This is a genomic window from Rahnella sp. NRRL B-41462, from assembly GCF_003263525.1.
Taxonomy (GTDB): Bacteria; Pseudomonadota; Gammaproteobacteria; order Enterobacterales; family Enterobacteriaceae; genus Rahnella; species Rahnella aceris.
On the sequence record NZ_JYDF01000046.1, the window covers coordinates 22557 to 35409 of the forward strand.

At 46.1% G+C, this 12853-nt stretch carries 18 protein-coding genes and 1 pseudogene; 16 read left to right on the plus strand and 3 right to left on the minus strand.

Going from position 1 to position 12853, the window contains the following annotated elements:
* Positions 1 to 14 precede the first annotated feature (14 nt).
* From UC14_RS12420 to UC14_RS26720, 4 genes and pseudogenes are all read left to right on the plus strand, one after another.
* Positions 15 to 840, plus strand: a pseudogene (locus UC14_RS12420) (ParB/RepB/Spo0J family partition protein).
* On the plus strand, positions 837 to 1763 hold the full coding sequence (locus UC14_RS12425) for a replication protein (RefSeq protein WP_112197790.1): 927 nt from the start codon (positions 837 to 839) through the stop codon (positions 1761 to 1763). Before UC14_RS12420 ends, UC14_RS12425 begins: the two are co-directional and overlap by 4 nt.
* Positions 1760 to 2464: a replication protein P gene (locus UC14_RS12430; protein ID WP_112197791.1), complete on the plus strand. Its 705-nt coding sequence runs from the start codon at positions 1760 to 1762 to the stop codon at positions 2462 to 2464. The genes UC14_RS12425 and UC14_RS12430 overlap by 4 nt, the downstream gene beginning before the upstream one ends.
* Positions 2461 to 2634 (plus strand): hypothetical protein, encoded by a 174-nt coding sequence (locus UC14_RS26720; RefSeq protein ID WP_157962101.1) that lies wholly within the window; start codon positions 2461 to 2463, stop codon positions 2632 to 2634. Before UC14_RS12430 ends, UC14_RS26720 begins: the two co-directional genes overlap by 4 nt.
* Before the next feature lie 56 nt (positions 2635 to 2690).
* Here UC14_RS26720 and UC14_RS12435 read toward each other — a convergent pair whose 3' ends face one another.
* On the minus strand, positions 2691 to 3167 hold the full coding sequence (locus UC14_RS12435; RefSeq protein WP_232829676.1) for a DUF4145 domain-containing protein: 477 nt from the start codon (positions 3165 to 3167) through the stop codon (positions 2691 to 2693).
* A gap of 357 nt (positions 3168 to 3524) precedes the next feature.
* On the opposite strand from UC14_RS12435, the gene UC14_RS12445 reads away from it, so the two are divergent.
* From UC14_RS12445 to UC14_RS12460, 4 genes are all read left to right on the plus strand, one after another.
* Positions 3525 to 3968 (plus strand): recombination protein NinB, encoded by a 444-nt coding sequence (locus UC14_RS12445; protein ID WP_112197794.1) that lies wholly within the window; start codon positions 3525 to 3527, stop codon positions 3966 to 3968.
* On the plus strand, positions 3929 to 4426 hold the full coding sequence (locus UC14_RS12450; protein ID WP_157962103.1) for a hypothetical protein: 498 nt from the start codon (positions 3929 to 3931) through the stop codon (positions 4424 to 4426). Before UC14_RS12445 ends, UC14_RS12450 begins: the two co-directional genes overlap by 40 nt.
* A gap of 883 nt (positions 4427 to 5309) precedes the next feature.
* On the plus strand, positions 5310 to 5912 hold the full coding sequence (locus UC14_RS12455) for a recombination protein NinG (protein WP_112197828.1): 603 nt from the start codon (positions 5310 to 5312) through the stop codon (positions 5910 to 5912).
* Positions 5909 to 6742 carry an antitermination protein gene (locus UC14_RS12460; protein ID WP_112197796.1) on the plus strand — a complete coding sequence of 278 codons (834 nt, stop codon included), beginning with the start codon at positions 5909 to 5911 and terminating at the stop codon, positions 6740 to 6742. The genes UC14_RS12455 and UC14_RS12460 overlap by 4 nt, the downstream gene beginning before the upstream one ends.
* Positions 6743 to 6785: 43 nt before the next feature.
* On the opposite strand, the gene UC14_RS12465 is transcribed toward UC14_RS12460, so the two are convergent.
* Together UC14_RS12465 and UC14_RS12470 are read right to left on the minus strand one after the other, a co-directional pair.
* A complete protein-coding gene (locus UC14_RS12465; RefSeq protein ID WP_232829677.1) occupies positions 6786 to 7250 on the minus strand; it encodes a hypothetical protein in 465 nt (154 codons plus the stop codon).
* 157 nt (positions 7251 to 7407) lie between these two features.
* On the minus strand, positions 7408 to 7695 hold the full coding sequence (locus tag UC14_RS12470) for an Arc family DNA-binding protein (RefSeq protein ID WP_112197830.1): 288 nt from the start codon (positions 7693 to 7695) through the stop codon (positions 7408 to 7410).
* Positions 7696 to 7794: 99 nt separating this feature from the next.
* Here UC14_RS12470 and UC14_RS12475 point away from each other — a divergent pair, with 99 nt between their 5' ends.
* The 8 genes from UC14_RS12475 to UC14_RS12515 all read left to right on the plus strand — a co-directional run bounded on the left by UC14_RS12475 (position 7795) and on the right by UC14_RS12515 (position 12558).
* Positions 7795 to 7965 (plus strand): Arc family DNA-binding protein, encoded by a 171-nt coding sequence (locus UC14_RS12475; protein WP_112197797.1) that lies wholly within the window; start codon positions 7795 to 7797, stop codon positions 7963 to 7965.
* Positions 7966 to 8035: 70 nt separating this feature from the next.
* On the plus strand, positions 8036 to 8674 hold the full coding sequence (locus UC14_RS12480) for a P22AR C-terminal domain-containing protein (protein ID WP_112197831.1): 639 nt from the start codon (positions 8036 to 8038) through the stop codon (positions 8672 to 8674).
* Positions 8675 to 8783: 109 nt separating this feature from the next.
* Complete coding sequence (locus UC14_RS12485) at positions 8784 to 9569, plus strand: phage antirepressor KilAC domain-containing protein (RefSeq protein ID WP_112197798.1); 786 nt, start codon at positions 8784 to 8786, stop codon at positions 9567 to 9569.
* Between the two features lie 674 nt (positions 9570 to 10243).
* The gene (locus UC14_RS12495; protein WP_112197800.1) at positions 10244 to 10543 is read left to right on the plus strand and encodes a hypothetical protein; all 300 of its coding nucleotides are present in this window, start codon (positions 10244 to 10246) and stop codon (positions 10541 to 10543) included.
* A gap of 2 nt (positions 10544 to 10545) precedes the next feature.
* Complete coding sequence (locus tag UC14_RS12500) at positions 10546 to 11067, plus strand: lysozyme (protein WP_112197801.1); 522 nt, start codon at positions 10546 to 10548, stop codon at positions 11065 to 11067.
* Entirely contained in the window at positions 11046 to 11405 is a 360-nt protein-coding gene (locus UC14_RS12505) for a hypothetical protein (RefSeq protein WP_112197802.1), read from the plus strand. Before UC14_RS12500 ends, UC14_RS12505 begins: the two co-directional genes overlap by 22 nt.
* 163 nt (positions 11406 to 11568) lie before the next feature.
* Entirely contained in the window at positions 11569 to 12108 is a 540-nt protein-coding gene (locus tag UC14_RS12510; protein ID WP_157962104.1) for a hypothetical protein, read from the plus strand.
* A gap of 240 nt (positions 12109 to 12348) precedes the next feature.
* On the plus strand, positions 12349 to 12558 hold the full coding sequence (locus UC14_RS12515) for a hypothetical protein (RefSeq protein ID WP_112197804.1): 210 nt from the start codon (positions 12349 to 12351) through the stop codon (positions 12556 to 12558).
* The last annotated feature ends 295 nt before the right edge of the window (positions 12559 to 12853 follow it).

Sequence of the window (12853 nt, forward strand, 5' to 3'; positions counted from 1 at the left end):
TCACAGGAGTAATTATGTCATCCCTTTCCCTTTTGTACAAATCGAAAGATAAAAACGGCACCGAGACGACGGTAAAGAAAACGTTTCTGGTTCCGCTGAGTGAGCTATATGTCGAACCGGGCTTTAACGTCCGGGATATCGACCAGGCGCATGTTGAAGAATTCCGTGATGCGTTTATCGACGGTGAATACCTGCCTCCTCTGGCTGTTCAGGTTACAGAGCAGGGCGTCAAGATTATCGACGGTCATCACCGGTATTACGGCGCCAAGCTGGCTACCGATGCCGGGCACGAAATCCCGCGTCTTGAGTGCAAAGACTTTGTAGGCAGTGAAGCCGATCGCATTGCCTTCATGGTCACCAGTTCTCAGGGTAAGCCACTGGCACCACTTGAACGCGCAGCTGCTTATCAACGCCTCAGCAACCAAGGATGGGAATCAGCGGAGATCGCCAAGAAGGTAAAGCGTTCTGTTGCTGATGTTGAGCATCACCTTGCATTGCTGGAAGTCGGTGATGGCCTGATTGAGATGGTTAAGTCTGGCGAGGTTGCAGCAACAACTGCTGTCGCTCTCTCACGTGAGCATGGCGTGAATGCCTCATCAGTCGCAGCCGGTCGGATGGTGAAGGCTAGCTGGCAAAACGAAGCTCACGCGTTCTGATGCCATTCCGCTGTTCAGTGCCGTGAAGGCTCGCCGTCTGGTTGAGCTTTTGGTCGATGCTGAATTCGAAAGAAATGGTGATGGTGATTATCTAGCTCTCGCCATGGACACATCTGACGAAATTAACCGAATCATTGCTGAGTACCGGAAGGGGATTAGCAGTATTGGCACGGAGGCATCATGAATCTTGCATATGACGAAAACGTAATACCAATAAGACCTCCACTGGAGGTCGTGGAGCAGCGTGTGGCCGATACAGACGATGGATTCACCCGTCTGGCAAACGAGCTGTACGAGGAGCTTATCGGCGCAAACCTGACGAGGAATCAGGCTAAGGTAGCTCATGCCGTTTGTCGGAAAACATATGGCTTCAACAAGAAGATGGATCGGATTGCTGATAGCCAGATAGCTCTATTAACCAGATTGCCCCGGCAAAAAGTTAACAAGGCTAAAAATGAGCTATTAATCATGAAGGTTTTGCTCAGAGACGGGCAACTGATAGGGCCAAATAAAGCCTTATCAGAATGGCAAATTCCAGAGTGTCACTTAAACAATGTCAGTGTCACTACCGTAGTGACAAAAGATGTCACTAAAACGGTGACAGGGGTGTCACTACCTCAGGGACACACAAAAGACACTAATATAAAATACAAGAAAGACATTAAAAAACCTCCCTCAAAGAATTCTCGCGAATTCCGTGAGAAGGCTGTCGAATCATTTCTTGCTAAGCATCCTGAAGCGATCGGCGGAATTTACACACCATCAGGTGAGCAGTGGGGAACGGCGAATGACCTGATCGCCGCCAAGTGGATTTTCTCAGCCGTCCTGACAGTGAGTCCTACTGCCAAAGAGCCTAACTGGACGACATGGGCAAACACAATCCGGCTGATGAGACTACAGGACAACCGTACTCACAAAGAAATCTGCTCACTCTTCAAATGGGCGAACAAAGACACCTTCTGGTCTTCAAACGTTTTATCCCCTGCAAAGCTGCGTGAGAAGTGGGACACGCTGGCTGCCAAATCCATCCAGAAACAATCAACGCCTGCCGGACGTGGAAGCATTGACTTCGACAATCAGGACTGGGCTGAAGGGCTTCAGATATGAAAAATATTGTGACCGCAATTCAGCAGCGCGACGGAGCAGCACTGCAACGTAAGGCTGGGAGTGATGATCAAGCCAAGCCAGCCGCAATACCTGAGCGGGCGATCAAGTTATTCAATGAGTTGTTCCGTCAGCTTACAGCTGCGTTCCCGGCTGCGATGGCAAATATCAAATCTCAGGAAGATTTGAACGAGCTTCGGCGTCAATGGGTGCTGGCATTTTCGGAGAACGGAATTAACAACGTTTTTCAGGTTAACGCTGGAATGGCTATCGCTCGCAAGCAGGAAACACCTTATCTGCCTTCCCCTGGTCAATTCATCGCGTGGTGCAAACAGGGCGCTCTCAAAGCCGCTGGCCTGCCAGACGAAGATGAACTCTACGTAATGACCATGACATACGCATGCCGCCGTGGTGGCTACGTCAGTGCAGAGGCCTATCCATGGACGAGTTCAGCCGCTTACTGGATGGTGACCAATCTGTGCGATCACATGCGTCATGAGAACTGGTCAGAGGCTCAGCTCCGAAAGGGGTGCGGCACTGAGCTGAAACTGATGGCGAAGCGTATCGAAGCAGGGGAGAAGATTCCCGCACCGGTAGCCCGCATTCCACAGATGAGCGTTAAAAGCGCGATGAGCAAAAGCGATGGGTTGCGGAAGGTCGCAGAACTTCGCGAGAAGCTCGGTCTGAAGAAGGCTAACCCATGATAATCACACCAGACGACTACACCGTAATAGCCAGCTACGCAGCTGATGACTACGACTGGTTACAAGACATAAACGCACCAGCCAAGCGAGCCACCATGCTTGAATTCAGCGAGAAGGTTGCTGAGGTGTTCGTGCAGATAGGTGCCGGGCAAGTGAAAGGGGAATTCTGATGGGTTTATTTCATGGAATTATAGATTAAGGCTGGCTTAGCCAGCCTTACAAGTGCTTATTGTTGTACTTTTGATTGTTTATTGGCTTCAACCATTGCGGGAAGAGTGAAGGAATAAATTAGGAAAACTTCAGTAAAACCTATCATTTCTTCTGCATCATCCTTGGTGAACTCTTCATCAGAATGTACAGCACCGTTGGAATCTATCCTTACGATATGCGCCCACTCCTTCATTTGTTCAGTTATCAAACCTTTGCCATGAAGCATTGAAATACGTTGTGAAAGTTGTTCTTTTTTTGATTCATCCCCAAGTATTTCCCGCGTGGCTATGTCAAGAACCTTTCTACATAGCATTACGGAGGTTTCGAAATTTCCTTTATGAAGATTCTCTTTTGCCTCAATGAAAAACTTGGCGGCTCTTTCCGGGCAATCATCTGGGGCAGTATGCGATCTAGCTTTTGGAAAATAATCTACAAGCCGGAATTTCTGGCTCTGAGGCAGAGAGTCATCGCTGTTTTGTCTAGTGTAATCCATCGGACTATCTCCATATAGAGACATTACTTTTGTAGAGACAGGATTCGTGCAGCTTCTGCAAAAAAAACTAACGCAATACTCATTTCTGTTCGTTTGAACTTGACCATACGCTGTTAATACAGCCCTCTCTCTTAAGCAGTGAGGGCAGGTAATATCTAAAGTGAGAATCCCCATGAACGTATCCCTATCATCAAATGATATTCAAACCATATTAAGCAACTCCGATAGACCAGAGCATACCCTTTATCAACGATATGAAACATATTCTGGAGATCAAAAAATAGAATTTGTTATTGCACTAATAGGCAAACTAATTGAACAAGACCGAATGATTGCACCTGCAAGAAGGAGGGAGTTGTGACCAAACAAACCTACCAATTACGCAACGAACAAATCCTAACTAACGCAATAAACCACCTCCGCAACACTCCGCTTAATCCAGACAAACCTTACTTCGTTACCATTCAGGAAGCCACTCGCTCTCTATCTCAGAACGCCAAGCTTTGGTGTTGCCTGACTGATATCAGCGAGCAGGTCGTTTGGTATGGGCAGAAGCTCAGCACTGAAGACTGGAAGAACATTCTGACTGCAGGTCTGAAAGGGCAGCGTTCAGCTCCTGGCATTAACGGCGGCTTTGTTGTGCTCGGCCAATCTACCAGTAGGATGACAGTCGGAGAGATGAGTGAGCTTATCGAGATGATGAGCGCATTCGGCACGGAGCAGGGTGTCAGGTGGTCTGATGAATCACGTCAGGCATTGGAGTGGGCTCGGAGATTTGGCGAAACAAAGAGGGCGGCATGATGGGGAAAGTAAACGTCGAACGTACAAACGAATACCGGCAAGTTGTGCAGCAATACATCACAGAGCATCCCGGCAGTCAGACCAACCAGATAAGCAAAATTCTGCATGTAGGCCATCGCCGTGCAAGCTCCATTCTGATGATGCTGACTAACTGCGGTGATATTTATCGCGGCGGTAATCACAACAAGACTCGCTACTGGATAAGCGCAGCAGCCTGTAAGAAAGATGGAGTCTGTGAAGAAGCCGAGCAGGAGACTTTTGAAAGCAGGAGCAAGGGTAGCAGTTCCCGACACAACCAACACCATCGCACTACCTGCAGCTCAATGGTATTTCTCAGCAAGCGCAGGCCGCAATGCATCAACACCGTATTCGAAGAGTGCAAACAGAACTTTGGCATTCTGCCGGTATTGCAGGTAATGGCAGCAAGGAGAGTGGCATGTAAGATTATTCGAGGCTAGATAAATAGGATGATAAAGAAAAGAATGGTAATTAGAGGGCTAGGTTATAAATAGCCCTCTAATGATTTTAGTTTATATCATAGATCCTGCCTGGTGCAGTTCCGAAAACTACGGAATTAACATCCCAAGAAGCCTTGCCATTCACTACTTTACCAAATGCATAAGTATTAAGCCCCCAGCAATTCACATCTGTTGGAGGATATAGTTCATGTGCATCGATGATGTGTGATTGCGTTTGACCGTTAGGTTGGAATGAACCGTCAAGGAAGTAAAATGTCAGGGATACCTTTTGGTTTGTGTTATTCCTCCATCTATAACACTCAGTTGCTAATGTGGTTGTTGATACCAAAGATAGAATAATAAATAGCACTATTTTCATGATAGAAACTCCGAGGTTGTTGATTTTTTTATTAATCTAATTGACATGTATCCCAACTACAGGAGTTCCATTGCCCCCTCCCAGAGCCGCATATACCTGGATTTGCCTCTCTCTGGGCAAACAGGAATGTAGCTGTAGTTGATTTTTTTTCTCCTGCTTTCATGGGTCCCGAATATATTACTTGATTATCAGTAGGAAAAGGCTTGTTTCCTTCTCTTATCTCCACAAGGCAAAAGTCATGTGAAGCAACGAATATTTTAACATTCGCATCATCAGCAAAAACATAAGTAGGCATTATTAAACACAAAAAAGGTATTTTGTAATGCATAGGTCACCACCATTTTTATTTAAAACAACGATGTGTGTATTAACATGAAAATGTTCTCTTCACCTTCAATGGTATGTTAATACTTTGAAGATGAAAGACCATCATCTATATATATAATACATGCGAGCTAATACAACTAAGGTATGACAAAAATATAAATGTTAGGGGTTACAGCTATGAAACAACCCAGAAGGCGTAATTGCAAAATTTGCAAAACACGATTCAAACCAAACATGCCATATGAGTGGTGGTGCAACGAAGAACACAAGGAAGAGCTAATCACCAAGTTAGCAACCAAAGCGCGACAGAAGCGCATACAGCAACAGGAACGACAGCGAAAGGAAACAACCCAGCAGGAACGACGAAGCCTTAAGATTCGAAAGCTCGCAGTACAGCCCCGCAGTTACTTCATCAAGCAAGCCCAGCAAGCCGTAAACGCCTACATCCGAGAAAGAGACAAGCACCTTCCCTGCGTTTCATGTGGAACGTTGAGCGCTGCTCAATGGGATGCCGGCCATTATCGAACTACGGCCGCCGCCCCTCAGCTAAGGTTCGATCCTCGCCAAATCTGGAAGCAATGCAGCGTATGCAACCAGCACAAAAGCGGGAATCTGGTTCCGTACCGGGCAGAGCTCATCAGGCGCATTGGTCTGGCTGAAGTGGAAAGCATCGAAGGCAACCACGACCGGCACCGCTGGACGATTGAAGAGTGCAAGGCCATCAAGGCTGAGTATGTGCAGAAGCTAAAAGACCTCAGACAACTCGGAGAAGCAGCATGAACCTCGAAGCAACAGTCAAATACCACTTCCCGAAAACGGCCAATTTCGAAGGCATGCCACCAGCCACTAAATTAGATGCTCTCACCGGTACGGATCAGATGGCTGCCATGGGAATGGTTCAGTCTATTGCGCCGATGGGATTCAGCGCTTTTATGGGGAAGGTTGGGGTAAGTAAAAACGACGCAGAACGCGCCGTCACGTTGTTAACAGAATATGCATTACAAACCTGCGATAAGGTTGCAGCCTTACGCAAACTCGATATCGATGTTAAACCAGCCGTTGTGCAAACTCTCGCAACTTATGCCTACTTGGATTATTGCCGGGCAGCATCCAGCAAGAAGCCGTGTGAATGCTGCAAGGGTGAAGGATTCATTGCTGGGGAGGTTTTCACCATGAAGTCACACATGCCGTTTGTTGCTCAAGATGTCATGAGAACGGCCATTAAGTGGGGAGCTAAGGGTGTAATCCCATCAGAGTACGAAGTGCGACGGGAAATTCGCGAGCAGGTCAGGGTATTGTGCAAGGAATGTAATGGGAAAGGCACTCTATCAACCGCCTGTAGTGATTGCCGTGGACGAGGTGAGGCAGTAGACAGGGAGGAAACTAAGCGGCAGGGAGTCCCGGTAAGGTGCAAATGCAAGCGCTGCAACAGCAGAGGGTTCGAGAGGATCCTATCTACTGATGTCCACCGCGCAGTCTGTCAAATTACCGATGCGATCACCCTAGATACTTGGAAGAAGTCAGTTAAGCCGTTCTATGACGGACTTTCGACCAAGCTTGAAATTGAAGAGGAGTGGGCAAATTCTGCGCTAAACAAGGTCACTCAGTGATAGGTAAAGCAGCCCTCCTCGGAGGGTTTTTGCTTTTGATGGGCTACTTCATGAGCGCGGCTAGCCCAGCTGTAGTCACTGTCTGTACAATGGCTTTCAGCGATTCTGTCGTCATCTCTGATAGCTTGGTCTTTGCCTTCTCTTTTTCTGGATCGGATATGTTAGATAGAGATATAAGGTCTTCAAGCACAACCACGGCACTATGGTGAAATTTAATTGTTTGAACACCGAGGATTGCCCCAAGCCCTCCATCCTGGAGGATGAAGTCAATCCCTTTGGCGGTGATCTTCATAAGGTGGGTCTCAATGGTAACCCCTTGGAATCCGTATAAGGCATTAGTTATAACCAGCCCATGCTCCTCTAAGTACATCGCATTAGGGAAAAACTCTTCATCAGACTCGAACAAAGACTTTATTTCTATTTCGCCGTCCATATCAGGTGATTGTGGGAAATATCGTGAAAGAATCTCCAAAAGTTCTTTTTGCTTTTCTCGATCAAATCTACGCAAAGTAAAACTCCTTTTGTGGATAGGTGAATTGTAAATGTCAGATCTTGTTAACGATTGAAGACGATATAGGTAATTTCCACCTATTTACAGAGTAAATTTGGAGTGGTTTACTATCTTCGATGTCATTAGAAGTTAAGCATAATATCAATAAAATTAATTATTTGTCTTCAGGGAAGTTTCTCTTCACAACTTTCTCAATGACAGAAACTTTATCAGTCAAAACCCTCAGCCATTCTTGCAATTTATCCGGGGATTGCAGTTCATTTTCATCCATCTCCGGCATTTCCTCTACTTTAGGCGGAGTGAGGTAATCCTCTAAAATATAAACGATTTGAGCATTCATGGATCTGCCGCTTTTTTTAGCTAAATCTGCAATAGCTTCACGCATGCCATCAGGAAGCCTGAGCATGAATTTATCGTAATCTTTGACTGGTTTTTCTGACATAAGCACCTCGAAATTTTCTTGATGCTATCACATTGACATCATCAGTAAATCGAGTCATAGTGACATCATGTCATCGTGACATCATTGGAGGTAAGGATTTTGGATACTTTATATACCCAAGCAAAAAGTGAGAAATTCATGCTGCGATTGCCAGAGCTAATGAAAGAAGAAATTAAGCGGATGGCGGAGATGGATGGGATTTCTATTAATTCGGCCATTGTACAGAGATTGGCGCGTTGCTTGAGAGAGGAAAGATCTAATGCAGCGTAAAAACAGTGAAGCCCTAACTACTTGCGATAGTCAGGGCCTCGGCGTCAGAAACCTTAAGCGAGTAACCGACATGAAAAGTATAGCGAATTCAGAACTTAATTTCCACGGTACAGCACTTTTTCCTGTGCAAGATGTTAATGGGGTTTGGCTAACCTCAGCAGATGTGGCAAAGGCGCTGGGATACAAAAGCACTAAATCAATCTCAAACCTTTTTGCGCAATACGAGGACGAGTTTTCCCAGGGAATGACAATGGTCATCGAATCAGTGACCAATGGGATTAATGGGTCATCGCGCCGTATGAAGGTGCGAGTTTTCTCTCTACGTGGTGCGCACCTGATAGCAATGTTCGCTCGTACGCCGGTAGCCAAAGAATTCCGTCGCTGGATACTCGACATTCTGGATCGCGAAGTGGCTCATTCACCGATTGCCAAGCAGTTCACCGATGAAGAACTGATCAACCTTTCCTACATGTGGGTGTGGATGGACAAAGGCCGCCGTGTTGCCAAACAGGTTTACCCGGCACTGAACCAACTCGGCTCTCCTCACCATGGTTTCTTCTACGATATGGCAAACGAAAGTCACTACATGATCGACAAGGCGCGGGAAAGTCTGGTTCGCGAAACTGAGAATATCGACATGAATGGATTTCATGCCCGTAACGCACAAGGGATGTTAGATCGCTTGAATGGAAAGGAAGGGATTCACTGAAAGGCGCATGGGATGACGCGTTTGCTCTGGCATACGGCAATAAAAAAGCCAGTAGTTTGCAGCTACTGGCGTATGTCGAAACCCTTTCCAATCACAGAAGGATTTTTTAATGACCGAGTCAAATGTAGCAAAGAAATCTTTGCCTGTCATCGCTGGCGTTGACATTACTACTGATGCTGAAGGGCGATTTAACCTGAATGCACTTCATAAGGCCAGCGGAGAATCGGCACATAAGCGCCCATCCAAATGGCTCGCCACCGAGCAAGCGAAAGAGTTGATTTCTGAGCTTGAAAAGCAAAGCCCTATTTCGGGCTTAGGTGAAGAAGTAATCAAGTCTGTTAAGGGTGGGGCAGCACCGGGTACTTTCGCTCACGAACTTCTGGCAGTCGAGTATGCCGGTTGGATTTCGGCGTCGTACCGTCTGAAGGTCAACCAAACCTTCCTCGACTTTAAGACCGGCAAGCTTCAAACAGTATTTGACCCAATGGCAGCGCTTAACGATGCAGAGTTCCTTCGCGGTACTTTGCTCACATACAGCGAAAAGGTGATTGCCCTTGAACACAAGGTTGAGGAGATGCGACCTGATGTTGATGCGCTGGAACGTATTGCAAAAGCAGACGGTACTATGTGCATCACCAATGCCGCGAAGCATTTGCAGGTTCAGCCGAAATTCCTCTTCCGTTTGATGTCTGAAAATCATTGGATTTATCGCCGTACTGGCGGAAAAACATGGTTGGCGTATCAGGAGCGGATCCAGCAAGGAGTTCTTGAACATAAGGTCACCACAGTATCTCGCGGTGATGGAAGTGAAAAAGTAGTAGAACAAGTTCTCGTAACGGCAAAAGGGTTAACTAAACTTTCAAAGATGCTCGGCATTAGCGGCATAGCAGCTTAATCGGCGCAAATCCCCTCCAATCACCTAACCTCGCTCCGGCGGGGTTTTTTATTTACTGATCATCCGAACAGTTAAAGCTTGTAATTTCCCGAAACTGGGTTTATATTCCTCTAACACTAGAAATCCGTGAGTCTGTTACGGTGAGTGAAAAGTATAATGAAAAAGCCCTGAGTTAATAGCTCGGGGCTTTTGGCATCTAAAATATCTCTATTTTTGAGTGTCCCGTATTTCTGAATCTCTTCATATGGGCGAGGCTGATGCGAGATACAATGATGCTTATCTGATCAATGAAAAGTTGCCGAGATGAAAATGTATTATTGGTATCTTCAAGCACTGTGACCGTGAGCGATCCGGAAACTTTGGTTTGCGTGAAAAAGATATCAAGAGCGTTAAAGTCACTTTCATACTGGTTCAGAATCACTGAAGGTGCAGTTACCCCAAATTGGAGTGGCATATTTTATTTCCTTACGTTGGTAAATATTAATTTAGTTATCGGATGTGAAATAAATAACTTTAAGTGAAATGTTCGCCCCTATTCAAGAGCTGCCAATTTGGCGGCTTTTCTCGTTTTAGAGCCCGACCAATCAGTCACCTCACCCTCATGAAACCATGCGGTCGTAGCTCTATTCCCTATGACTAATACACGGCCCATTTAACCAAATGGGAGCGGAACTATGAAAATGGATCCAGTTAACCAACACAACCTGCCTTACTGGTGGTCAGCGGCACTTGGATTCTTTTCGCTGCTGTCACTCCAAGACTACGTTTTCATCATTGGTGCGGTCATCTCCGCCTTCTTCACGATCAAGACCTACTATGCCAAGCGCAAAGAGGAAGCAGATCGGATGCAAGAGGAGAGGCTCAGAACTCAGATTCTGAAGGACTACATTGATGGTGTTGCTCAGCGTCCAGTTAACGACCGTCCGGCTTCTGCAGAAGTCATCACAGAAGCTATGACAAAGATTGAGGGCTGACTATGGCTTCAGTATCCAAGAAGGGTGTAGTCGGCGGCGTCTGCGCAGTTATGACTATTATCGGTATTGTGGTATCAAGCGGAACGGTAAGAACAAGCGAATCAGGCCTCAAGCTTATCGGTGACGCGGAGAGCTGCCAGCGTGACCCATACGTTTGTCCTGCTGGTGTACTCACTGATGGCATTGGCAATACTCACGGCGTTAAAGCTGGAGTTAGGAAGTCTGATGCTCAGATTGCAGCTGATTGGGAGAAGAACATCCTCCAGGCTGAATCCTGCGTGAACAAATACGCAAACGGCAAGAAGCTGAATCAAGGCCAGTTCGACGCTGTCACCTCGATCACCTTCAACGCCGGTTGTAGCCAGATGCAGAAGTCCACGATGTTCAGGATGTTCCGTGATGGCAAATTCACCGAAGCGTGCAATCAGTTCCCGCGCTGGGTAAATGGAGGCGGCAAGCAATTGCCCGGCTTAGTTATCAGGCGTGAGAAGGAGAAAGCACTATGTCTCTCCGCTCCCAAATAATCGCCTTCCTCATTCTCGTCTTACTGGCAATCGGCTACGGAGAAATCAGGTACCGGAATGGCTGGTATGCACACTCTGACCAAATGAACGCAGCGGCGGCGAAGAAGCAGAAGAAAGCCGAAGCGAAGCTTGAACCAATAGAGAAGAAAGCCGCCACCGCCAAAAACGACGGAAAGGTCATCTACAAAACGATTACCCGCGACGTGGTGAAATATGTCCAAGACCCGAATCATACCAAGTGTGATTTTGATGCTGCTGCTATCAGGTTGCGTCAGCAGTCAATCGACGCTGCCAACAATATCGCAGGATTTGATGACGCCACCTTGCAAGGGAAGTGACGCTGGGAAGGATAGTGACGAAGACCTGCAAGCGGATAAAGAAACGGCAGAATGTTTGCGAGAACTTCGCCTGAATATCTACCGCTGGCAGGCGTGGTATAACTCGTATGGGAAGTGAGCGCTATATACTGGTAATATGAAATTTTCCCTGAGACTAAAATTCATGCAATCAGTATTGCCGTTGATTCAATCAGTTATTACAGTATCTGGAGCACTTATCGGTGCTTTTGGCGGTGCTTATCTAGCTAATAGATTTGCAGAGGTTAGATATCGGAAGCAGGTAGACAGAGAAGATGAAAAGGAAAGGACGAAGTTTTATAGAGAAAAAGGAGAAGAGCTTTATCTAATTTTATCTAAGTGGAGGAAAGAGCATTACTTTCTTCAGACGGGCCGCATGTGCTTCTTGCAAGGTACTTACACTAAAGATCAGCTAAAAGATCTTATCAACAGTCACGTTGACCCAGAAACACATGTAAAAGCTGGGGTGCTGATAGCTCTCTATTTTATCGACTTCGAGGAAAGACTAAAAAAAACTCACTCTATCATTGAGAAAAGCAATGTAGTTTACAAGTCTTTGAGTCATTCACAAAATTTGGAAGAGCGAAGCCAAAACGTTGAAAAAATGAGATTAGCAGCAAAAGAGTCTGAAATTAGCATCGATGAACTTTTAGAGGCGTTTAAATCGTATATGCGACAAAAATAATAAAAGCCTAACTATTAATTTTTACTGCACTCACAAATCCCATTTACGAGTGGGCTAGATAATGCCAAGAGAGTGAAGCGTTCTTACAAGGCTATCAACAGCCGTTATCAGCAACGTTAAATCATTCATAAAGCAAATTACAATTTTCAAAATCGACATGGTTGCACCCCTCAGTAGGTTGATTATCTATTGTGAGGGTTAATTCCTTCCCCTTTAGAGTGCAATTCTAAGGATCAACCAATGACTCAGAAGTGGACTATCACAGTAACAACAGAGTTAGGCGAAACCTTCACAGGCGCTATGACAAGACAGCAACCAGAACTGGTTAATGGATTCGTTGCTGTAGCCACGGAAGAAGGCGAGTGGATATTCCTGAAACCCGACACGGTAACAAAGATGCACTTCACTCCGGTTGCTGAAGAGGCGGCTGAGGAAACAGAAAAGGAATAACGAATGACCAAACCAGATTGGGAGGCCATCGAATCGGCGTACCGAGCTGGCTATATCCGTTTCCCATCAACGGTAACGCTGGCATTAGCAGAACTGTTTGGTATGTAAATTCGCACCTTGGAACCACTATCAGTAATAACTTCAATGGTTACAGAATTTGGCGGGGCTCCAGTGTCATCACCTGTAAAAGCCGTGACCATCTCAGCAGAGGATTTGTCCTCGATGATTGGCATTAGGTCGCCATTAACCAAACCTGCGTAAATTTTCACATTACTCATAAGCATCTTCCATAGGT